At 62.2% G+C, this 19947-nt stretch carries 22 protein-coding genes and 1 other RNA gene; 14 read left to right on the top strand and 9 right to left on the bottom strand.

From position 1 onward, the window contains the following. Positions 1–90: 90 nt before the first annotated feature. The gene (dnaK, locus tag FN060_RS16290) at positions 91–1998 is read left to right on the top strand and encodes a molecular chaperone DnaK (RefSeq protein ID WP_052641174.1); all 1908 of its coding nucleotides are present in this window, start codon (positions 91–93) and stop codon (positions 1996–1998) included. A gap of 92 nt (positions 1999–2090) precedes the next feature. Continuing rightward, positions 2091–3230: a molecular chaperone DnaJ gene (dnaJ, locus tag FN060_RS16295; protein ID WP_142589009.1), complete on the top strand. Its 1140-nt coding sequence runs from the start codon at positions 2091–2093 to the stop codon at positions 3228–3230. 69 nt (positions 3231–3299) lie between these two features. Here dnaJ and FN060_RS16300 read toward each other — a convergent pair whose 3' ends face one another. The 3 genes from FN060_RS16300 to FN060_RS16310 form a co-directional block, all read right to left on the bottom strand. Continuing rightward, positions 3300–3884, bottom strand: a complete 585-nt coding sequence (locus FN060_RS16300; protein WP_142589010.1) for a LysE family translocator — start codon at positions 3882–3884, stop codon at positions 3300–3302. Positions 3885–3981: 97 nt separating this feature from the next. After that, positions 3982–4191, bottom strand: coding sequence for a SlyX family protein (locus FN060_RS16305; RefSeq protein ID WP_077548519.1), 210 nt, complete (start codon positions 4189–4191; stop codon positions 3982–3984). 40 nt (positions 4192–4231) lie between these two features. Then, positions 4232–4519 carry a hypothetical protein gene (locus FN060_RS16310; protein ID WP_052641168.1) on the bottom strand — a complete coding sequence of 96 codons (288 nt, stop codon included), beginning with the start codon at positions 4517–4519 and terminating at the stop codon, positions 4232–4234. 153 nt (positions 4520–4672) lie between these two features. Here FN060_RS16310 and recF point away from each other — a divergent pair, with 153 nt between their 5' ends. Genes recF through FN060_RS16325 form a run of 3 tightly spaced genes read left to right on the top strand, consistent with a single transcriptional unit; the run spans position 4673 to position 7116 of the window. Beyond that, a complete protein-coding gene (gene recF, locus FN060_RS16315) occupies positions 4673–5794 on the top strand; it encodes a DNA replication/repair protein RecF (protein ID WP_142589011.1) in 1122 nt (373 codons plus the stop codon). 42 nt (positions 5795–5836) lie between these two features. Beyond that, positions 5837–6604 (top strand): molybdopterin-synthase adenylyltransferase MoeB, encoded by a 768-nt coding sequence (locus FN060_RS16320; RefSeq protein ID WP_052641166.1) that lies wholly within the window; start codon positions 5837–5839, stop codon positions 6602–6604. Continuing rightward, complete coding sequence (locus FN060_RS16325; RefSeq protein ID WP_052641164.1) at positions 6601–7116, top strand: GNAT family N-acetyltransferase; 516 nt, start codon at positions 6601–6603, stop codon at positions 7114–7116. The genes FN060_RS16320 and FN060_RS16325 overlap by 4 nt, the downstream gene beginning before the upstream one ends. Here the strand turns inward: FN060_RS16325 and FN060_RS16330 are convergent. Then, on the bottom strand, positions 7113–8117 hold the full coding sequence (locus FN060_RS16330) for a 2-hydroxyacid dehydrogenase (protein WP_052641162.1): 1005 nt from the start codon (positions 8115–8117) through the stop codon (positions 7113–7115). The two genes, FN060_RS16325 and FN060_RS16330, sit on opposite strands and share 4 nt — an antisense overlap. 174 nt (positions 8118–8291) lie before the next feature. On the opposite strand from FN060_RS16330, the gene FN060_RS16335 reads away from it, so the two are divergent. Beyond that, complete coding sequence (locus FN060_RS16335) at positions 8292–8828, top strand: SH3 domain-containing protein (RefSeq protein ID WP_052642398.1); 537 nt, start codon at positions 8292–8294, stop codon at positions 8826–8828. Between the two features lie 10 nt (positions 8829–8838). On the opposite strand, the gene FN060_RS16340 is transcribed toward FN060_RS16335, so the two are convergent. After that, positions 8839–9831 carry an adenosine kinase gene (locus FN060_RS16340; RefSeq protein ID WP_142589012.1) on the bottom strand — a complete coding sequence of 331 codons (993 nt, stop codon included), beginning with the start codon at positions 9829–9831 and terminating at the stop codon, positions 8839–8841. A gap of 157 nt (positions 9832–9988) precedes the next feature. On the opposite strand from FN060_RS16340, the gene FN060_RS16345 reads away from it, so the two are divergent. Next, the gene (locus FN060_RS16345) at positions 9989–10933 is read left to right on the top strand and encodes an AEC family transporter (RefSeq protein ID WP_142589013.1); all 945 of its coding nucleotides are present in this window, start codon (positions 9989–9991) and stop codon (positions 10931–10933) included. Between the two features lie 86 nt (positions 10934–11019). Here FN060_RS16345 and FN060_RS16350 read toward each other — a convergent pair whose 3' ends face one another. Continuing rightward, positions 11020–11802, bottom strand: a complete 783-nt coding sequence (locus FN060_RS16350; RefSeq protein WP_142589014.1) for a c-type cytochrome — start codon at positions 11800–11802, stop codon at positions 11020–11022. Between the two features lie 148 nt (positions 11803–11950). Between FN060_RS16350 and FN060_RS16355 the strand changes: the two genes are divergently transcribed. After that, complete coding sequence (locus FN060_RS16355) at positions 11951–12706, top strand: 3-deoxy-manno-octulosonate cytidylyltransferase (RefSeq protein WP_142589015.1); 756 nt, start codon at positions 11951–11953, stop codon at positions 12704–12706. A 12-nt stretch (positions 12707–12718) separates the two neighbouring features. Next, positions 12719–13582, top strand: coding sequence for a prephenate dehydratase (locus FN060_RS16360; protein ID WP_077548513.1), 864 nt, complete (start codon positions 12719–12721; stop codon positions 13580–13582). Between the two features lie 4 nt (positions 13583–13586). Here the strand turns inward: FN060_RS16360 and nudC are convergent, their stop codons facing one another. Next, a complete protein-coding gene (gene nudC, locus FN060_RS16365) occupies positions 13587–14543 on the bottom strand; it encodes an NAD(+) diphosphatase (protein ID WP_142589016.1) in 957 nt (318 codons plus the stop codon). 1 nt (position 14544) lies between these two features. Next, positions 14545–14970 (bottom strand): HIT family protein, encoded by a 426-nt coding sequence (locus FN060_RS16370; protein ID WP_183949755.1) that lies wholly within the window; start codon positions 14968–14970, stop codon positions 14545–14547. A gap of 67 nt (positions 14971–15037) precedes the next feature. Between FN060_RS16370 and ffs the strand changes: the two genes are divergently transcribed. From ffs to FN060_RS16385, 3 genes are all read left to right on the top strand, one after another. Beyond that, positions 15038–15134, top strand: an RNA gene (gene ffs / locus FN060_RS16375) — signal recognition particle sRNA small type. A 69-nt stretch (positions 15135–15203) separates the two neighbouring features. After that, positions 15204–17075, top strand: coding sequence for a DNA polymerase III subunit gamma/tau (locus FN060_RS16380; RefSeq protein WP_142589018.1), 1872 nt, complete (start codon positions 15204–15206; stop codon positions 17073–17075). Positions 17076–17090: 15 nt separating this feature from the next. Continuing rightward, positions 17091–17414, top strand: coding sequence for a YbaB/EbfC family nucleoid-associated protein (locus FN060_RS16385; RefSeq protein ID WP_142589019.1), 324 nt, complete (start codon positions 17091–17093; stop codon positions 17412–17414). A gap of 4 nt (positions 17415–17418) precedes the next feature. Here FN060_RS16385 and FN060_RS16390 read toward each other — a convergent pair whose 3' ends face one another. Then, the gene (locus FN060_RS16390) at positions 17419–18033 is read right to left on the bottom strand and encodes an MOSC domain-containing protein (protein ID WP_142589020.1); all 615 of its coding nucleotides are present in this window, start codon (positions 18031–18033) and stop codon (positions 17419–17421) included. Between the two features lie 56 nt (positions 18034–18089). Here FN060_RS16390 and recR point away from each other — a divergent pair, with 56 nt between their 5' ends. Both recR and FN060_RS16400 read left to right on the top strand, forming a co-directional pair. After that, positions 18090–18695: a recombination mediator RecR gene (gene recR, locus FN060_RS16395; protein WP_052641141.1), complete on the top strand. Its 606-nt coding sequence runs from the start codon at positions 18090–18092 to the stop codon at positions 18693–18695. A gap of 9 nt (positions 18696–18704) precedes the next feature. Next, positions 18705–19943 (top strand): lytic murein transglycosylase, encoded by a 1239-nt coding sequence (locus FN060_RS16400; protein ID WP_142589021.1) that lies wholly within the window; start codon positions 18705–18707, stop codon positions 19941–19943. Positions 19944–19947: the final 4 nt, after the last annotated feature.

The raw sequence follows: 19947 nt of genomic DNA on the forward strand, positions 1-19947 counted from the left end.
TGCCGGAATACACAAGACCATCCCATTCGAGGAACTGTCAGCGGAATGCCTGACCGGGGTTCCGACGGTTCGCTTAAAGGAGAGAAAAAAATGGCAAAAGTAATTGGCATCGACCTCGGCACGACGAACTCCTGCGTCGCCATCATGGACGGCAAGGACGCAAAGGTCATCGAGAACGCTGAAGGCGCGCGCACCACGCCTTCCATGGTCGCCTTCACCGATGACGGGGAGCGCCTCGTCGGCCAGCCGGCAAAGCGCCAGGCCGTGACCAATCCAACCAATACCCTCTTCGCAGTCAAGCGCCTGATCGGCCGCCGCTACGAAGACCCGACGGTGGAGAAGGACAAGGGTCTCGTTCCCTTCGAAATCTCCAAGGGCGACAATGGCGATGCCTGGGTCAAGGCTCAGGGCAAGGGCTACTCGCCTGCTCAGATCTCCGCGATGATCCTCCAGAAGATGAAGGAAACGGCTGAATCCTACCTCGGCGAGAAGGTCGAGAAGGCGGTCATCACCGTTCCTGCCTACTTCAACGACGCGCAGCGCCAGGCAACCAAGGATGCCGGCAAGATCGCCGGCCTTGAAGTTCTCCGCATCATCAACGAGCCGACGGCTGCCGCACTCGCTTACGGCCTCGACAAGAAGGACGGCAAGACGATCGCCGTATACGACCTTGGCGGTGGTACCTTCGATATCTCGGTCCTCGAAATCGGTGATGGCGTCTTCGAAGTGAAGTCGACGAATGGTGATACCTTCCTCGGCGGTGAAGACTTCGACATGCGTCTCGTCGAATACTTGGCCGGTGAGTTCAAGAAGGACCAGGGCATCGACCTGAAGAACGACAAGCTTGCCCTGCAGCGCCTCAAGGAAGCTGCGGAGAAGGCCAAGATCGAGCTGTCGTCCTCGCAGCAGACCGAAATCAACCTGCCGTTCATCACGGCGGATGCCTCCGGTCCGAAGCACCTGACGATGAAGCTGACCCGTGCCAAGTTCGAAAGCCTGGTCGATGACCTGATCCAGCGTACCGTTGCTCCGTGCAAGGCAGCGCTCAAGGATGCTGGCGTGACCGCCGGTGAAATCGACGAAGTCGTTCTAGTCGGCGGCATGAGCCGCATGCCGAAGGTGCAGGAGACCGTGAAGCAGCTGTTCGGCAAGGAGCCGCACAAGGGCGTCAACCCGGACGAAGTGGTGGCCATGGGCGCTGCCATCCAGGCCGGCGTGCTGCAGGGCGACGTCAAGGACGTGCTGCTGCTCGACGTGACTCCGCTGTCGCTCGGCATCGAAACGCTCGGTGGCGTCTTCACCCGCCTGATCGACCGCAACACGACGATCCCGACGAAGAAGAGCCAGACATTCTCGACCGCCGAGGACAACCAGTCGGCCGTGACCATCCGCGTCAGCCAGGGCGAGCGCGAAATGGCTGCCGACAACAAGCTGCTCGGCCAATTCGACCTCGTTGGCCTGCCGCCGGCACCGCGTGGAGTACCGCAGATCGAAGTCACCTTCGACATCGACGCGAACGGCATCGTACAGGTCTCGGCCAAGGACAAGGGCACCGGCAAGGAGCAGCAGATCCGCATCCAGGCTTCCGGCGGTCTATCCGACGCCGATATCGAAAAGATGGTCAAGGACGCCGAGGCTCATGCCGAGGAAGACAAGAAGCGTCGTGCAGGCGTCGAGGCGAAGAACCAGGCCGAAAGCCTGATCCATTCGACCGAGAAGTCGCTGCAGGAATATGGCGAGAAGGTCTCCGAGACCGATCGCAAGTCCATCGAGGACGCGATCGCCTCGCTGAAGTCCGCCGTCGAGGCTTCCGAGCCGGATGCCGACGACATCCAGGCGAAGACCCAGACGCTGATGGAAGTGTCGATGAAACTCGGCCAGGCTATCTATGAGGCCCAGCAGGCGGAAGCTTCCGAAGGTTCCGAGGGCGGCAACAATGACGACGGTGTCGTTGATGCCGACTACGAGGAAATCAAGGACGACAAGAAGTCGGCCTGAGGCTCGTCTGTTGACGACCCTCATGAAGATAGTCGACTAGAAACTCCGGCTGCCATCGTGCAGCCGGAATCCTTTCGGGAGCCGTTACCTCCATGGCAAAAGCTGATTTTTACGAAACCTTGGGTGTCGGCAGGTCCGCTGACGAGAAGGAGCTGAAGAGCGCCTTCCGTAAGCTTGCAATGAAGTACCACCCTGACAAGAATCCGGGCGATGCCGAAGCCGAAAAGAAGTTCAAGGAGATCAACGAGGCCTACGAGACCTTGAAGGATCCCCAGAAGCGTGCCGCCTATGACCGGTTCGGACACGCCGCCTTCGAAGCAGGTGGCATGGGGCCCGGCGGTATGGGCGGTGGCTTCGGTGCGGCAGGCGCCGGCGGCTTCTCGGATATCTTCGAGGATATCTTTGGCGAGATGATGGGCGGTGGACGGGCACGACGCTCCTCCGGCGGTCGCGAACGCGGCGCCGACCTCCGCTACAACATGGAAATCACGCTGGAAGAAGCCTTCAGCGGCAAGACCGCCCAGATCCGCGTCCCGACCTCCATCACCTGCGATGTCTGTTCGGGCTCCGGGGCGAAACCAGGGACGCAGCCGAAAACCTGCGGTACCTGCCACGGCTCCGGTCGAGTGCGCGCCAGCCAGGGCTTTTTTTCCGTCGAGCGGACCTGTCCGACCTGTCACGGGCGCGGCCAGACAATTACCGATCCGTGTACCAAGTGCCATGGTCAGGGGCGCGTATCGGAAGAGCGCTCGCTGTCGGTCAACATCCCGGCCGGCATCGAGGACGGCACCCGCATTCGCCTTCAGGGCGAGGGCGAAGCCGGGATGCGCGGCGGACCAGCCGGTGATCTCTACATCTTCCTGTCGGTGAAGCCGCACCAGTTCTTCCAGCGCGACGGCGCAGACCTGTTCTGCACCGTACCCATCTCGATGACGACCGCCGCACTGGGCGGAACATTTGACGTTGCGACGCTGGACGGGACCAAGTCACGGGTGACGGTGCCGGAAGGCACGCAGCCCGGCAAGCAGTTCCGCCTCAAGGGCAGGGGCATGCCAGTACTGCGTTCGTCGCAGACGGGCGACCTGTATATCCAGATTCAGATCGAGACGCCTCAGAAGCTGACCAAGCGTCAGCGCGAACTGCTGCAGGAATTCGAGGACATCTCTTCGAAGGAAAACAATCCCGAGTCGACCGGCTTCTTTGCACGGATGAAGGAGTTTTTCGAAGGTTGAGAATTGGGTTCCTCCTCCGAGGTGCGCATTGAAAGGCAGCGAATCCCGCTGCCTTTTCCTTTTGGAGGGTCAGATCATCGCATTGACCGAAGGGGCAGCCAGCATCACCGCGAACCCGAACGTGCCCGTTGCCGCGAGTTTTCTGATCGTCCCGTTCGTCAGCCGCCCACTCCCGCCCCTGGCGCTCAGCGCGCCCACAAGCTGCCAGAAACTGGCCGCCAGAACAATGATCGCCGACAGCAGCACCAGCCACGGCAAAGCAGCGTTCAGTTCCACCTGAGGCATGATGACCAAGGCGATGATCGGCGCCTTCGGATTGAGCACGGTGGTGAGGAGGACGTGCCGGCCACTCACTTCTCCGTTTGCGGCGGGGGAGCGGGCCGAGGCACCCCAGAGCCGCCAGCTCAGGAAGAGGACCCAGAGGACAGCCGCACCACGAACCCAGAGGAGCACGAAGGGATAGGCCGCGAATGCGGGCGCCAGCACCAGAAGCACCGTCAGGACGACGGCCAAATATCCCGTCAGCTCAGCCCCGATAAGTCTGAGCGAACTGCGCCAGCCGCGTTCATAGCCGGCCAGCATCATGAGCGTGTTGGTAGGGCCTGGCGTCAGCAGCAGGAGAAGGAGAGCAGCTGTGAAAGACAGGATGTGCATCGTAGGTTGGTCCGTTCTGCCCCACTGATGAGGCAGATTGTGCTAACACAGGGACGTCATCTGTAATTGACACCGATCAAGCGGATAAGCGTTCGTATCAATAGTGCGGCGGTCTGGTGATGGCCGGTGCATCAAGCGACGTTTCCTCCAGCGTCAGGAAACGCTCCGTAAGCCGCTCGAGCTTTGCGCGGGTCTGTTCGACCACTTTCCACTGTTCGGCCAGTTGATCGGAAAGCTCCTCGATCGTTTTCGCCTGGTGGGCAACGGTCTCCTCCAGCGTTACGATACGTTCGTCATCAGCGGCCAACGCGCGCACTCCCTCGGGGCCCTACGATATAAAGCGAGCCTCAGAGCTCGCCCTTTCGCTTGTAGGGCATCAGCATGATCGCCGATGCCGTTACCGCACCCCCGAAGGTCAGCGCAAGTGGCGCGGCGATCATCACGAAAGACAGGATCGGTGTCTGCGATCGGGCGATGTGGGTGCCCAGGCCATAGAGGTTGAACCAGTAAAGGGCGAAGGCGATGCCTATTCCCAGCATGATGCCAAAGGCAGCATTGATGGCAAGGAACCTCAGCATATCGACGTGGTCCCGGCGAGCTTCGTCCGGCGTCATTTCATCTTTGCGTATGGGCATGGTTGCCTCCCGGCGACAGGACACACGATAGCAGGTTCCTTCATTTGTCGCGCGCGACAAACTGCCCAACCGCCCTTTGGTTCCAAGGCGTCGAACTTTGCTTGCCATCGCCACCCGGAAGCCTTAGCTCCTGCCTATCAGACACGGATGTCCATGGCCCAGAAAGCATTCCTTTCCCGTCTCAAGCTCACCGACTTCCGGAACTATGCGGAAGCAGGCCTTTCGCTGGACAGCCGTCATGTCGTGCTGACCGGAGACAATGGCGCCGGCAAGACGAACCTTCTGGAAGCGGTCTCCTTTCTCTCTCCAGGGCGCGGGCTCCGACGCGCCGTTCTCCCAGACGTGACACGCGTCGGGGCGAGTGGCGGCTTTTCCATCTTTGTCGACATGGAGGGCATGGAAGGTGAGGTCTCGCTGGGCACCGGCATTGATACCCTCGGTGAAACCGTCAGCCGCAAGCTGCGCATCAATGGCACCCCGGCACGGTCGACCGAGGAGCTCTCCGAGCACTTGAACGTGATATGGCTCACGCCATCGATGGACGGGCTCTTCACGGGTGCGGCGTCGGAACGACGACGTTTCCTCGACAGGCTGGTTCTGTCGATCGATCCTGCCCATGGCCGCCGCGCAAGCGACTTCGAACGGGCGATGCGCAGCCGCAACCGACTGCTTTCGGAGGGCCGCTACGACCCCGCCTGGGTTTCGGCTGTCGAAGCTCAGATGGCGGGTCTTGGCGTGGCCATGGCCGCAGCCCGTCTGGAAATGCTGGGCTTGCTGCGCCGCTTGGCCGCCGCCATGGAGGAGACGCCGTTTCCCTCGCCGGCGCTGAACCTCGAAGGCTTCCTGGATGATGCGGCCGATCAGCCGGCAGCGGAGCTGGAAGAGCGCTATCTGGCGGCGCTGCAGGAAGGGCGTCATCGCGATGCCGCGGCTGGCCGCACGCTGGAGGGTCCCCACCGGAGCGACCTTCTGGTTCGCCACCGCGAGAAGGATATGGATGCCGGACGCTGCTCCACCGGCGAACAGAAGGCACTGCTGATCGGGCTCATTCTCGCCCATGCCCGGCTGACTGCGAACATGACCGGCTTTGCGCCGGTCCTGCTGCTTGACGAGATTGCCGCCCATCTTGATGAAGGCCGGCGTGCGGCCCTGTTCGACTTGGTCGATGGATTGGGAGGTCAGGCTTTCATGACCGGCACGGATCGGTCGATGTTTTCGGCGCTTGCCGAGCGTGCGCAGTTCTTCAGCGTCGAGGGCGGCGGCATCCACGGCTGATCCTCGCTTTTCCGCCTCCTCCTAGGCTGCTAGATTGCCCTCATGCAACTGACGCCTGAAGAGATCGAACGCTACCGACGCCACATCCTGCTCCCGGAGATCGGCGGCCATGGGCAACAGCGGCTGAAGAACGCTAGGGTGCTGGTCGTCGGCGCCGGAGGCCTGGGTGCTCCAATCCTCCTCTACCTGGCGGCGGCCGGCATCGGCACAATCGGCATCATCGACGATGATGTCGTCTCGCTTTCGAACCTGCAGCGGCAGGTCATCCACGATACGGGCACGATCGGCGAGCTGAAGACGGAGAGTGCGAGGGCGGCACTCGCGCAGTTGAATCCGACCATCCGGGTCCTCTCCTACGAAGAGCGCTTTTCCGAACGGTGGGCCGGCGAGCATCTGCCGCTCTTCGATCTCCTGGTGGACGGATCGGACAACTTCGATACCCGCTATGCATGTGCGGATGCGGCGCTTGCGGCGCAGGTTCCCCTTGTAACCGGTGCCGTGGGCCGCTTCGACGGATCGCTGACGGTCCTGAAGCCCTATGAGGTCGGCATGGATGGAATGCAGAACCCCAGCTATCGTGACCTGTTTCCCGAGAAACCGCCGCAGGGTCTGATACCTGCCTGCGCAGAAACCGGCATCATCGGGGCTCTGGCGGGCGTGATCGGAACGCTGATGGCGATGGAGACCATCAAGGTCATCACGGGTGTCGGTGAACCTTTGATCGGACGGCTTCTGCTGTATGACGCGCTCGCCGCCAGGTTCGACACCATCCGATACAACCGGCGCCCAGCCGAGAGCGCTGCAGAATGACCGAGGTTCGCCGCATTATCCCGGAAGAGTTCGACCATTGGAATGAGCTTCTTCACCTCATCCGGACAGCGTTCCTCTACATGGACGGCGTCATCGATCCGCCCTCGTCTGCACACCGTCTCAATCTGCAGTCTCTGAAGGAAAAGGCTGCGAGCGAAATCTGCTTCATCGCCATGCAGGGCAGCGAGATCTCGGGTTGCATCTTCTGTCGGCCCGAACCACCCGATGAACTCTACATCGGCAAGCTTGCGGTACGGCCGCAGATGCAAGGACAAGGCTTGGGGCGGCAGTTGCTGGAGGCCGCAGAAAGTGTCGCCTTCGCAAGCGGCCATAGCCGGCTTCGCCTGGAGACGCGTATCGAGCTTGCGGGCAACCACGCGACCTTCTCACGCTGGGGCTTCGTCAAATCAGCGGAGAGGTCTCACCCCGGCTATGATCGCGTCACGTTCATCGAGATGGTAAAGACGCTGGCCGCCCCGGTAGCGGAAGCCAGCCAGTTGCTGCGGGACTAGCTTCGGCCCGGCAGAACCCGGTTCGGCGGCCTGTGCCCGTCGAAGAAGGTGCGGATGTTGATGATGACCTTGTCACCCATGTCGATCCGGCCTTCGATCGTCGCTGATCCCATGTGGGGCAACAGAACGACGCGCCCCTCATTAGCCAGCTTCACGAGCCTGGGATTCACAGAAGGTTCATTCTCGTAGACGTCAAGTCCGGCGCCGGCGATCTTGCCGTCGCGCAGCAGCTGGATCATCGCCGCTTCGTCGATGATGTCGCCACGCGCGGTGTTGACGATGAGACTGGTGGGCTGCAGCAGCGCGAGGCGCCGTGCTGACAGAAGATGGAACGTGGCTGGTGTCGACGGGCAGTTGACGGAGACAATATCGACGCGCGCCAGCATCTGGTCGAGACTGTCCCAATAGGTCGCCTCGAGTTCCTCCTCCGTCGCAGGATGAACCCTCTTGCGGTTGTGGTAGTGGATCGACAGGCCAAAGGCTTTGGCACGCCTTGCGACGGCGGTGCCGATTCGGCCCATGCCGACAATGCCGATCCGCTTGCCCCAGATGCGACGACCAAGCATCCAAGTGGGAGACCAGCCGGCCCAATCGCCCGGATGGTCCGTCAGTATCCGCGCACCCTCGGGCAACCGGCGCGACACCGCGAGAATCAGCGCCATCGTCATGTCGGCCGTGTCTTCGGTGAGGACATTCGGGGTGTTTGTCACCGTAATGCCCTTGCGGGCGGCAGCCTCGATATCGATGTGATCCGTGCCGTTGGAAAAACTGGCGATCAACCTGAGATCCGGCCCTGCCTCGTTGATCAGGGCCTCGTCGATCCTGTCCGTCACCGTCGGCACGAGCACGTCCGAGGATCTCATCGCCTCGACGAGCTGTTCGCGCGTGCGCGGCACATCGTCGACATTCAACTCCGCGTCGAAAAGCTCGCGCATCCGGGTCTCAACGGCATCCGGCAGCTTGCGTGTGATATAGACCTTGGGTTTCTTCTTCGCTGTCATGGGCGTTGTATTCAGAGGTCCTTAACCAAGTCGCGCGATAGTCTGAGCATAGAGGGCGTTTCTACCAGACCCGTCGGCGAAGACAAACAAAACCTCGCAGGAGCCGGGTTGTCGATGTCGCCCAACTCGCTGGCGGCCGGCCCGCAGGCACCGCCCACTCTCGGAAGAACCCGCATGCGCAGCGTCATCCTTACCCTACTGCTGGCAGTCTCCATCGGAGCGATCCCGGCGCTCCATTCCACTCCTTCCCTTGCACAAGGCGCGAAGGGGCCAAGCGGCCTGCCCCTGCCCCGCTTTGTCAGCCTGAAGTCCAAGCGGGTGAATATCCGCATCGGCCCCAGCACCGACTATGCAGTCGCGTGGATGTATCTGAAATCGGGCACGCCGATGGAGATCATCCAGGAATACGACAACTGGCGGCGCGTCCGGGACGCCGATGGTACCGAAGGCTGGGTCAACCAGGCGCTCCTGTCGGGTGAACGAACGGCGGTGGCGGCTCCCTGGATGCGCGGCAAGGCAGAGGACGTCTTCGTCAATATGCGCCGCGAACCACAGTCCTCCGCAACCGTGACAGCAAAGCTCCAGCCCGGCGTCGTCATCTCGATCGACGAGTGCAATGGCGACTGGTGCCATGCGTCGGTTAATGGCGCCGAAGGCTGGGTCAGCCAGGCGGAAATATGGGGAGCATATCCCGGAGAGGCGTTCAGGTAGCCGCCTCGGGCTACAGCAGACCCTCGCCGACCGCGGCATCGCGCAGTGAAACCATGGGGCGCGGGCCGATCTGCTTGATGACGATCGCCGCCGAGAGGCATCCGAGCTTACCGCAATCGGAAAGCGAGCGGCCTTGCGTGTATCCGTAGAGGAAGCCGGCAGCGAAGAGATCGCCTGCACCGGTGGTGTCGACCAAGTCGTCGACCTTGTAGGCATCGATCTTCACGCGCTCCTCGCCGCGAAGGATGACGGCGCCTTCCTCACTGAGGGTGACGGCGGCAAGCTTGCAGTCCTCAGCAATGTTCTTCAGCGCCAGTTCGAAATCATCCGTCTCGTAGAGCGACAGTGCCTCCTGCTTGTTGGCGAAGACGATGTCGACGGTTCCCGAGCGCATCAGGTCCAGGAATTCGGAGCGATAACGATCAACACAGAACGGGTCCGACAGCGTCATGGAGACTTCCCGCCCGTTCTCATGGGCGATCCGGGCGCACTCCAGGATAGCCTCCTTGGCCCGTGGCGGATCCCAGAGGTAGCCCTCGAAGTAGGTGACAGCGGATTCGGCAACGACCGCAGGCTCTACGTCGCCGGGACCGAATTCGACGCAGGCGCCGAGATGGGTATTCATCGACCGCTCGCCATCCGGGGTGACGAAGATCATCGAGCGCGCGGTGGGAGGATTGGTTCCCTGCGGTTTCGTCGCGTAATGCACGCCCTGTGCGCGGATGTCGTGCTGGAAGATGCTGCCAAGCTGGTCGTCGGCAACCTTTCCAAAATAGGCAGCCCTGCCACCGATACCGGCAACGCCTGCCGCGGTATTGCCAGCCGATCCTCCAGAAGCTTCGACCGCAGGACCCATCCTGGAATAGAGGAGTTCTGCGCGATCGGCGTCGATCAGGTTCATCGCGCCCTTGATGATGCTATTCTCGGCTAGAAACTGGTCGTCACATCGGGCGATGATATCTACGATCGCGTTTCCTACCGTCAAAACATCAAACTGCGGCATGCTGCCAGACCTTTCTCGAACTCGTCATCGGCACCTTTTTGCATAGGCGAAGGAAAAACCCCAGAGCTCGGTGTCGATTCCTTGTCGGCCTCAGATGTTTTTCGGCATAAACGGGGCCAGCCTCTAGATCATATTCAATCCCTCGAAAGCCAGTGACTTGTCCGCAGTTCTCATCAACGTAGCCCCTGTCTTCCTGCTCATCCTTATCGGCTGGATTCTTGCCCGAACGAAAGTCCTGAACGAGGCGACGGGGGATGCCCTTGGAGAATTCGTCTTCAAGATCGCGGTGCCCATGCTGATCTTCAGCACCCTGGCTAACGCCCATTTCGACGGAGTCTCCCCCTTCCGCCTGTGGGCCGCCTATTTTGCAGGGGTGGCGGTCACCTGGACCGCCGGTCATCTGGTCGCAAAGCATGTCTTCAAGCGAGATGACAAGATCGGCGTGATCGCCGGCATGTCGGCTGCCTTCGCCAACAATGTGTTCATCGGCCTGCCGCTCGTGGGGCGCTCGGTCGGAGCCGAGGGGTTGCTCGCCCTTTCCATACTCCTTGCGATCCACCTGCCGCTTATGATGATCGTCGGCACCATCCTGATGGAACGGGCCACCGTGATCGTCGATGGGGGCAAGGGGCGCGGATTGAAGGCCATTCTCGCTCAGGTCGGTTGGAACCTCGTCCGCAACCCGCTGGTGATAGCACTCGGCGCCGGCCTCGCCTTCAGCCTCTCCGGGCTGACGCTAACGCCGGTCCTCTCTACCGTGGTGACGCAATTGTCGAGCGCGGCAGGACCGGCCGCGCTGATTTCGATCGGTATGGCCCTCACACGTTATCCGGTACGCGGCAATATCGGGCTGACGGGCGCGATCGCTGCCCTGAAGCTGCTACTCCTGCCTGCTGCCGTGTTCCTGATGGGCAAGGCGCTCGGCCTCAGCCCGGCATGGGCGGCGGCCCTTGTGCTGACCTCGTCGGTGCCGACCGGCATCAATGCGTGGCTGATCGCCCAACGGTTCCGGGCAGGACAAAACATCGCCGCCTCCACCATCAGCGTCACCACGGCGCTTGGGGTCATTTCGGTCAGTTTCTGGGCATGGCTTCTCGCCTAGGCGAGCAATCATAGGGCGGAGATCGGCTTGCCACGAAAAAGCCCGGCTCAAGGCCGGGCTTCAAACTGATCTCTGGTGAAAGAGAATTAGTTGTTGGCCGGTGCAGGCTGCTGGCCTACCGGGGCTGGCTCTTCCGCGGCAGGAGCGGCCGGCGCTTCGGCTGCAGGTGCTGCACCTTCGGCTGCGGGCGCCTCGGCAGCTGGAGCGGCAGGAGCTTCGGCCGGAGCAGCGCCTTCGCCTTCGCCAGCGGCAGGAGCGTCCGCCGCAGGAGCAGCACCTTCAGCAGCGGGAGCAGCGGCTTCACCCTCGGCGGGAGCGGCTTCAGCCTCCGGCAGCGGAGCCGGGTTGTCAGACAGCGACCGCAGGTAGGCAATGACGTTCGCCCGTTCGTCGTCCTTCTTCAGGCCGGCAAAGCCCATGGCCGTACCAGGAACGTGCTGCTTCGGCGCCAGCAGGAAGCCGTTGAGATGATCGTAATCCCAGACGACAGAACCGCCCTCAGAAAAATCCTTCATCGCTGCCGAATAGCTGAAGCCTTCGTGCGAAGCGATCGGCCTATTTACAACGTCCCAAAGGCCGGGCCCAACCTTGTTGGCGCCGCCCTGATCGGCGGTGTGACAGCTCGCACACTTCTTGAACGAAGACTCTCCGGCTGCAGCGTCGGCGCTGGCCAGGAGGGTCGCGATCGGCACGGCAGCTTCTTCCTCGGCGCCGCCCTCCTCACCACCGGTTTCCGCGGCGATAATGGCAAAGCCTGCCTGTTCCGGAACTTCCGAGTGCCAGATTCCGTCGGACGCAATCGAAACCGTCATCATCACGAAAACGGTGGCAAGAAAGGCTCCTACCGCCATGTTCACGTACGAGTTCATGCAAACGCTCCCTTGCAACCGCCGGGGTACAGGCGGGCCATCTTGAAATCGCGCGGAACCTATGTCTTTTGCTTTACGGTTGCAACACGATTATACGGCAGCGCGTGAGACTTTTTGACACTGATCAACGCGCTTTTGAAGGCCTTTCATGACCAATATTGCCAATGAGCGGACGCTGGTGCTCATCCCTGCGCGTATGGCCTCGACCCGGCTGCCCGGAAAGCCGCTAGCAGACATCGCGGGCCTCCCGATGATCGTCCAGGTCGCAAGGCGTGCGCGGGAGGCCGATGTGGGCCGGATCATCGTCGCGGTGGACCATCAGGACACATATGATGCAGTCGAGGCGGCGGGCTTCGAGGTCGTCATGACCCGAGGCGACCACCAGTCGGGCTCCGACCGGATCTTCGAGGCCGTCCAGAAGGCGGACCCGGATGGAAAAATCGACGTGGTCGTCAACGTGCAGGGAGACCTGCCGACCATCGAGCCAGAATCCGTGCGCGCTGCCCTCCGTCCCCTGGAGAACTCCAGCGTCGACATCGCCACACTGACGGTGGAAATCTCCGACGAACACGAGAAGACGAACCCCAATGTGGTCAAGGTTGTCGGTTCGCCGCTTTCGCCGACACGGCTGCGGGCGCTTTATTTCACGCGTGCCACGGCACCGCACGGGCCGGGTCCGCTCTACCATCACATCGGGCTTTATGCGTACCGCCGGAAGGCACTGGAGCGGTTCGTTTCGCTTGGACCGTCCGTACTCGAGAAGCGTGAGTCGCTCGAACAGTTGCGGGCTCTCGAAGCCGGCATGCTCATCGACGTTGAAATCGTTGACTCGGTTCCGCTCGGTGTCGATACTCCGGCCGATCTTGAAAAGGCTCGTGCAATTCTCTCCAGCCGCTCTTCCTGAGGCGCTTTCTCCATGACCCAGACCACCAACAGGATCGCCTTCCAGGGCGACTTCGGCGCCAATTCCGACATGGCATGCCGGGACATGTTCCCGTCCATGCAGCCGCTCCCCTGCCCGACCTTCGAGGACGCCTTCGTGGCGCTGGAGAGCGGAGAGGCGGATCTGGCAATGATCCCGATCGAGAATACGATCGCAGGGCGGGTTGCCGACATCCACTATCTCCTGCCGGAATCGCGGCTGCACATCATCGGCGAGTATTTCATGCCGATCCGCTTCCAGCTCATGGTGCTGCCGGGCGTTACGCGGGAAGAAGTGCGGACGGTGCACAGCCACATCCACGCCCTCGGCCAGTGCCGCAAGATCATACGCTCCAACGGCTGGAAAGCAGTCGTTGCGGGCGACACCGCCGGTGCCGCCAAGCTGGTGGCCGAGAAGGGAGACCGGACCATGGCCGCCCTCGCCCCGCGGCTTGCCGCCGATCTCTATGGTCTCGACATCCTGGCCGAGAATGTCGAGGACACCGAGAATAACGTGACGCGTTTCGTCGTTCTCTCACGGGACGAGCACTGGGCGAAGCGGGAGGACGAATCCGAGATCATCGTCACCACCTTCGTCTTCAACGTCCGCAACATCCCGGCCGCCCTCTACAAGGCCATGGGTGGATTTGCCACCAACGGTGTCAACATGACGAAGCTGGAGAGCTACCAGTTGGGCGGCAAGTTCGTCGCTACCCAATTCTATGCGGACATCGAAGGCCATCCCGACGACGCGGCGGTGCGGCGGGCACTCGAGGAGTTGCGGTTCTTCTCAGAGAAGGTCCGCATCCTCGGTGTCTACAAGGGTCATCCGATGCGCGGGGCGCTGCAGAAGCACTGACCTCCTAGGGCCAGTCGACCCAGTCGCGGATCAGCCGATGAGCGATCGCACCTGCCGGAGGCGCAAAGAAACCATCTCCCGGCTGACCTTCCAGGATGCGCCCAACGTCCTCTCGTGAAAACCACCGGCAGTCGGCGATCTCCTGCTGATCGATCTTGATCTCGGTCGATGTTGCTTCCGCATAGCAGCCGATCATCAGCGAATGCGGCATGGGCCAGGGCTGCGACGCGTGATAGCGGACGCGTCCGATGCGAATGCCCGACTCCTCGAAAGTCTCCCGGCGGACAGCGTGTTCGATCGTTTCACCCGGCTCGACGAACCCGGCGAGACAGGAATACATCCCCTCCTGGAAATGATGGCTGCGACCGAGAAGGCAGCGGTCGCGCTGCTCGTCGATGATGAGCATGATCACGACGGGATCGGTACGCGGAAAAGTCATGTGCCCGCAGGCACTGCAGACGCGCCGATACCCGCCGATCCGGCTCTCGGTCGCCGCCCCGCACTTGCCGCAGTAGCGGTTGGTCGCATTCCAGTTGATCAAGGCTGCCGCCTGGGCCGCCTGGCCGAGCAATTCTACATCCAGAAGCCCGTCCCGATAGAGCGCACGCGCCTCCGTCGGCTTGAAGTGAGCGGCAAGGTCCTCCGCTGCCACTCCGACGGGTACGGCGATCCGAGGCTCGCCATTCTCGCAATAGCCAAGCAGGACGGCATTGTCGAAATCGGGCTGGAATTCCATGAGTTCGTAGGCAGCAAACAACGGATCCAGAACCTGACCGTCATGCTTCAGGATCAGCCGGCTTCCGGTGAAGGCAAGCAAATGGGTGCCATCCACCTTCAGAGCCTCCTCCAGGCAGTTCTCCTCCCGGTATTCGGACCTGCGATCCAGCGTATTGCCGGAGAAGGCGGTGAGATTGCTGGCTTCCGGATGCGGTGCATTCGTGTCGAAAAGGGAACCGGTCATGTCAGAGGGCTTCAATCAGCGTCTGGAGAAGTCTGTTTTCCGCGCCGTTCTCGTACGGTTCGGGAGTGCCATGGCCCCAGATGGGTCCGGGCCAGTTGGGATCGCCTTCGTTGCGTGCGACAATGTGGACATGCAACTGGGCGACGACGTTACCGAGGGCGCCGACATTGATCTTTCGGGCGCCGGTCGCCTTCTTCAAAGCTGCGGCCACCGCATTGGTCTCGAAGGTCAGAAGCGTCTGGTCGAGCGGTGTGAGTTCGAAGATCTCGCTGATGCCTTCGCGTTGCGGGACAAGCACAAGCCAGGGCCATCGACGGTCCTTCATCAGGCGAAGCTGGCACAGGCCGAGAACCGTCACCAGCTCCGAATCGCGCTCCAGCCTCTCGTCCAGCGTGAATTGCCTCAAGTCGCGTTCCTCCGTCGACATCTAAACCCTAGCAGTTTTTTACAGGCTTGGCTTGCATTTGCGAGTGTTATTGCCGATATGTGCGGCGGGAGGTTGGTGGTGGACGAGCCACTCGCCAACCGGGTCAGGTCCGGAAGGAAGCAGCCCTAACGAGCCCGGCACGGGTCGCCGTGCCAGCCTCCCACCCTCTACCATCTTGGTCAGCTTCCGGTCCGGTCAAGAGGCTGGAACGGCCCGTGAAGGCTGGCAGGCGCATGAACGACACCGGGCCCATCTCCAAATCATTTCCTCCTCCCGGTAGCGGCTACCGGGTGCTGGCGCGAAAGTATCGCCCGAAGGACTTCTCCGATCTTATGGTCGGCCAGGAGCCGATGGTTCGTACCCTCACCAACGCCTTCGAGACGGGCCGGATCGCCCAAGCCTACATGCTGACCGGTGTCCGCGGCGTCGGCAAGACGACGACCGCGCGCATTCTGGCGCGCGCACTGAATTATCGGACGCCCGAGATCGACCAGCCGACGATCGACATTCGCATTCCGGGAGAGCATTGCCAGGCCATCATGGAAGGCCGGCATGTGGACGTCATCGAGATGGATGCCGCATCCCATACCGGCATCGACGACATCCGCGAGATCATCGAGCAGGTGCGCTACCGGCCGGTTTCGGCGCGCTACAAGGTCTACATCATCGACGAAGTCCATATGCTCTCCACACAGGCCTTCAACGGCCTGCTGAAGACGCTGGAAGAGCCGCCGGAGCATGTGAAGTTCATCTTCGCGACGACCGAAATCCGCAAGGTCCCGATCACGGTACTGTCTCGTTGCCAGCGCTTCGATCTGCGCCGCATCAGCGCTGCCGATCTCGTCGGCCTGTTCACCACCATCCTGGAGAAGGAAGGCATTGTCGCAGATGCCGAAGCCCTGTCGATGATCGCACGGGCAGCCGAAGGCTCTGCGCGCGACGGCCTTTCGCTGCTCGATCAGGCGATTGCGCATGGGGGTGGACGTGTTGAGGCCGAGACCGTCCGCGGGATGCTGGGCCTTGCCGACAGGGCGCGTATCGTCGATCTCTTCGAACATGTCATCCGTGGCGACGTGACGGCAGCACTTGGCGAGTTCGAGTCCCAGTATCAGGCCGGGGCCAATCCGGTCGTGGTGCTGACGGACCTCGCCGACTTCACGCATCTCGTCACACGCATCAAGTACATCCCGGAGGCGGCGCAGGATCCGTCGCTGAGCGAGGTCGAGCGGGTTCGCGGGCAAGAGTTCGCGCATTCGGTTGCCGTCAGCGCCCTGTCGCGCATCTGGCAGATGCTGCTGAAGGGCATCCCGGAGGCGGAGAACTCATCCAGACCTGCCGGCGCCACGGAAATGGTGCTGATCCGGCTGACCCATGCCGCCCATCTTCCCGCACCCGAGGACGCCGCGAGGCGCCTGGGCGAACTCGGCAATGGCGAAGGCCGCAGTCTGGCACCCTCCGGCAGTGGCGGCGGGAGCGTTCAGGCAAGCTTGCAACCGCCGCTCGACGCCCAGGCCTCGGCCATGTCGCCCGCTGCTCGCGCGCCCGCCGGCGGGCCCACCGCAATGCTGAAGGCCGTGCCTAGCTCTGAACCACGCGAACTGCCCGTGGGCCGAACAGAGGAGCTGCCGGCGGAGAAGCCGGCTTCGACCGTCGCCGTCAACTCGTTGCAGGACATCGTCGACCTCTGCTCGAAGAACCGCGACCCGAGGCTGAAGGCTCTGGTGCGAAACTTCGTGCGGCTAGTGAAGCTAGAGCCCGGTCGGCTGGACATGCGCATGAGCGAGGGCGGGCCAGCGACGCTCCCCGGTGAACTCGGTGTAAAGCTCAAGGAATGGACCGGCATACACTGGATCGTCAGCCTGAGTAACGAGGCAGGCGAAGCAACGCTCGTCGAAGCGGATGCCAGTGCCCGCGAGGCGCGGCTCACCGATGCGCGGGCCGATCCGGATGTTGCGGCCATCCTCGCACAGTTTCCCGGTGCCCGCATAACCGACGTACGCATCCGTGCCATCGAGGACGATCCCGCGAACGAAGACATCGCGGCACCGGCTGCCGCAGAATCCGCCGAGGGCGACATCCTGCCCGGCGACGACATCGAACTATAAGAGAAGGAAAAGACGATGCGCGACATCATGGGTATGATGGGCAAGGTCAAGGAAATGCAGGCCAAGATGGAGAAGGTGCAGGCGGACATCGCGGCACTGGAAGTCCAGGGCACATCTGGCGGCGGCCTGGTGACGGTCCGGCTGAGCGGCAAGGGCGACATGCTCGGCCTCAAGATCGATCCATCGCTCTTCAAGGAAGATGACGTCGAGATCCTGGAAGACCTGATCGTCGCTGCCCATCAGGACGCCAAGAAGAAGGCGGAGAGCACCGCGGCGGACATGACCAGGGAACTGACGGCCGGACTGCCGATCCCGCCGGGAATGAAGCTGCCTTTCTGAGGGCTCAGACCGTCGAGTACCGTTTGCGCAAGCGCTCCGCGATCGGCAGCGCCATAAGCCGAGACTGGTCCGGCGGGTTTATCCGCTCGCCGGCCCTGGGAAGAAGGTCCGCGACTGGAACCCTGTCGCCTTCGTAAGGCTCGAACCGCACCGCCTCCCCGGGCTCCAACACTCCTTCGCGCAGGGCGCGGCAGTAAATGCCGGGGCGGCCAGCAGCCGAGTATCGCCTGACGAAGTCATGCTCGCCCATCCTTGCCGCGAATGTCGCGCATGGAATTCGCGGCGCCGTTGCCTGCAAGACCACTTCCGCAAAGACAAACCGGTCGCCGATGCAGACGTCGCGTCCGTCCAACGCGTCGATGCGACGGTTCTCCCCGAAAGTGCCGGACGGCAGCTCCCGACCGAGGTGCCTAGACCACCACGTGATCGTCAGCTCCCCTTCCAGCAGAATTGCCTGGTCAGGCCCTCCGTGATGTTTCCGGTTGCAGACCGAATCACCGACGAGGCCCGCCCTATCCACCAGCGTCGGAGCGTTGACGGGGATCTTGTTGATGCCGGTCTTGTAGCTCTTGCTCTGAAGGATTTCAGGCCGGCCGAGGCAGATGGCGGCAAGTTTCATCGGCCAGGGCCTTTGTTACGATTCCGTTTGGTCGAGATATCAGCTAAAAGCCGCCCATGGCAAAGCGTGTTACCGGTCCCGAAATCGAAAAGCTCATCCAGTTGCTGGCGAAGGTACCCGGCCTGGGACCGCGTTCGGCGCGGCGCGCGGCGCTTCACCTGATCAAGAAGAAGGAGCAATTGCTCGGCCCGCTCGGCCTTGCCATGGGAGAGGCCTACGACAAGGTCAAGGTCTGCTCGCGCTGCGGTAATGTCGATACCGTCGATCCCTGCACCGTCTGCACCGATACGCGCCGAGACCAGTCGATGATCATCGTCGTGGAAGACGTATCCGATCTCTGGGCATTGGAACGCGCTGGGGCGATGAACGCCGCCTACCACGTGCTCGGCGGAACCCTTTCGCCGCTGGACGGCATCGGTCCCGATGATCTCAACATCCGCCCGCTGATCGAAAGGGTGAGCGAAGGCGGCGTTCGGGAGATCATCCTTGCGGTCAACGCAACGGTCGAGGGACAGACGACAGCACACTATATAACCGATCAGCTCGCGGGCCTGGATGTCAAGATCACGCGGCTTGCCCATGGTGTTCCCGTGGGCGGTGAGCTCGACTATCTCGACGAGGGGACGCTGACCGCCGCCCTTCGCGCACGAACCGCGATCTGAGGAGGTCCCATGCGACCATTCGCTTTCGCTGCCGCTCTATTCCTCGCGCTGCTCCCCGCTGCGGCGCACTCAGCCTCGCGTGCAGAGGTGGAGAAGCAATTCCAGCGATGGATCGCCGGCGATCTGTCGGCGGAAGCGAAGCAGAACGGCATCTCGGACAAGACAATTGCCGGCGCATTCAAAGGCGTATCGCTCAACTGGGACCTTCCCGACCTTGTGCCGCCCGGCAGCACGCCGCCCCCCAGCCAGGATCAGAGCCAGGCGGAGTTCTCGTCTCCGGGCGCATATTTCTCGGAGAAGCGCCTGCAGGGTCTGGCCGCAACCGGACGCAGCTTGGCCGCTCAGCATCGCACGACCCTGGAGCGGATCGAAGCAACATACGGCGTTCCCGGCGAGGTCATCATAGCCATCTGGGGCCGCGAATCGGGCTTCGGACGCGCCAAGCTTCCCCATTCCGCGATCGAAGTTCTGGCGACGAAGGCCTTCATGTCGACCCGCAAGGAGATGTTCAGGTCGGAACTGATTGCAGCACTGCACATGATCGAGGGCGGCGACATAACCGCGTCGAAGATGATGGGCTCATGGGCCGGAGCGCTCGGCCAACCGCAGTTTCTACCTTCGAGCTATCTGAAATATGCAGTGGATTTCGACCGCGACGGACATCGCGATATCTGGAACTCCGTGCCTGACAGCCTGGCGTCGATTGCCAACTACCTGGCGCGGGAGGGATGGCAGAAGGGACGCGACTGGGGGTTCGAGGTCTCCATCCCCGACAGCGTCAGCTGTGCTCAGGAAGGGCCTGATCTGGCGCGACCGATTTCCTCCTGGGGGAGTGCGGGCATCTCGCGCGTCTCCGGGCGCGGCTTCCCCGAACCTGATCTGCGGGCCGATGGCATGATGCTCGTCCCGGCGGGCCGGCACGGGCCACAGTTCATCGTCACGCCAAACTTCTATGTCCTTAAGCAGTACAACAACTCCGACCTCTACGCTCTCTTCATCGGCAACCTCGCGGACCGGATCGCCTATGGCTCAGGAGCTTTCCAGGCGCCGTGGGGAGATGTCGGCCGAATGAAGCGGTCGGACGTGCTCGCGATGCAGAAGGCCCTCGTGGCACAGGGCTACGACGTCGGCAAGGTCGACGGGCTTGCGGGCTACAAGACGCGGCGTTCCATCGGTGACTGGCAGGCGAAGAACGGACTTGCTGCCACCTGCTTTCCGAGCGCTTCGCTGAAAGACCGGCTGAAATAGCCCT

The sequence above is a fragment of the Pseudorhizobium halotolerans genome (assembly GCF_902153235.2).
Lineage (GTDB): Bacteria > Pseudomonadota > Alphaproteobacteria > Rhizobiales > Rhizobiaceae > Neorhizobium > Neorhizobium flavum.

Bases quoted from the DNA above. Each gene is read 5' to 3' on its own strand.
- dnaK (WP_052641174.1), top strand. From the start codon at position 91: ATGGCAAAAGTAATTGGCATCGACCTCGGCACGACGAACTCCTGCGTC.
- dnaJ (WP_142589009.1), top strand. From the start codon at position 2,091: ATGGCAAAAGCTGATTTTTACGAAACCTTGGGTGTCGGCAGGTCCGCT.
- FN060_RS16300 (WP_142589010.1), bottom strand. From the start codon at position 3,884: ATGCACATCCTGTCTTTCACAGCTGCTCTCCTTCTCCTGCTGCTGACG.
- FN060_RS16310 (WP_052641168.1), bottom strand. From the start codon at position 4,519: ATGCCCATACGCAAAGATGAAATGACGCCGGACGAAGCTCGCCGGGAC.
- recF (WP_142589011.1), top strand. From the start codon at position 4,673: ATGGCCCAGAAAGCATTCCTTTCCCGTCTCAAGCTCACCGACTTCCGG.
- FN060_RS16320 (WP_052641166.1), top strand. From the start codon at position 5,837: ATGCAACTGACGCCTGAAGAGATCGAACGCTACCGACGCCACATCCTG.
- FN060_RS16325 (WP_052641164.1), top strand. From the start codon at position 6,601: ATGACCGAGGTTCGCCGCATTATCCCGGAAGAGTTCGACCATTGGAAT.
- FN060_RS16330 (WP_052641162.1), bottom strand. From the start codon at position 8,117: ATGACAGCGAAGAAGAAACCCAAGGTCTATATCACACGCAAGCTGCCG.
- FN060_RS16335 (WP_052642398.1), top strand. From the start codon at position 8,292: ATGCGCAGCGTCATCCTTACCCTACTGCTGGCAGTCTCCATCGGAGCG.
- FN060_RS16340 (WP_142589012.1), bottom strand. From the start codon at position 9,831: ATGCCGCAGTTTGATGTTTTGACGGTAGGAAACGCGATCGTAGATATC.
- FN060_RS16350 (WP_142589014.1), bottom strand. From the start codon at position 11,802: ATGAACTCGTACGTGAACATGGCGGTAGGAGCCTTTCTTGCCACCGTT.
- FN060_RS16355 (WP_142589015.1), top strand. From the start codon at position 11,951: ATGACCAATATTGCCAATGAGCGGACGCTGGTGCTCATCCCTGCGCGT.
- FN060_RS16360 (WP_077548513.1), top strand. From the start codon at position 12,719: ATGACCCAGACCACCAACAGGATCGCCTTCCAGGGCGACTTCGGCGCC.
- nudC (WP_142589016.1), bottom strand. From the start codon at position 14,543: ATGACCGGTTCCCTTTTCGACACGAATGCACCGCATCCGGAAGCCAGC.
- FN060_RS16370 (WP_183949755.1), bottom strand. From the start codon at position 14,970: ATGTCGACGGAGGAACGCGACTTGAGGCAATTCACGCTGGACGAGAGG.
- FN060_RS16380 (WP_142589018.1), top strand. From the start codon at position 15,204: ATGAACGACACCGGGCCCATCTCCAAATCATTTCCTCCTCCCGGTAGC.
- FN060_RS16385 (WP_142589019.1), top strand. From the start codon at position 17,091: ATGCGCGACATCATGGGTATGATGGGCAAGGTCAAGGAAATGCAGGCC.
- FN060_RS16390 (WP_142589020.1), bottom strand. From the start codon at position 18,033: ATGAAACTTGCCGCCATCTGCCTCGGCCGGCCTGAAATCCTTCAGAGC.
- recR (WP_052641141.1), top strand. From the start codon at position 18,090: ATGGCAAAGCGTGTTACCGGTCCCGAAATCGAAAAGCTCATCCAGTTG.
- FN060_RS16400 (WP_142589021.1), top strand. From the start codon at position 18,705: ATGCGACCATTCGCTTTCGCTGCCGCTCTATTCCTCGCGCTGCTCCCC.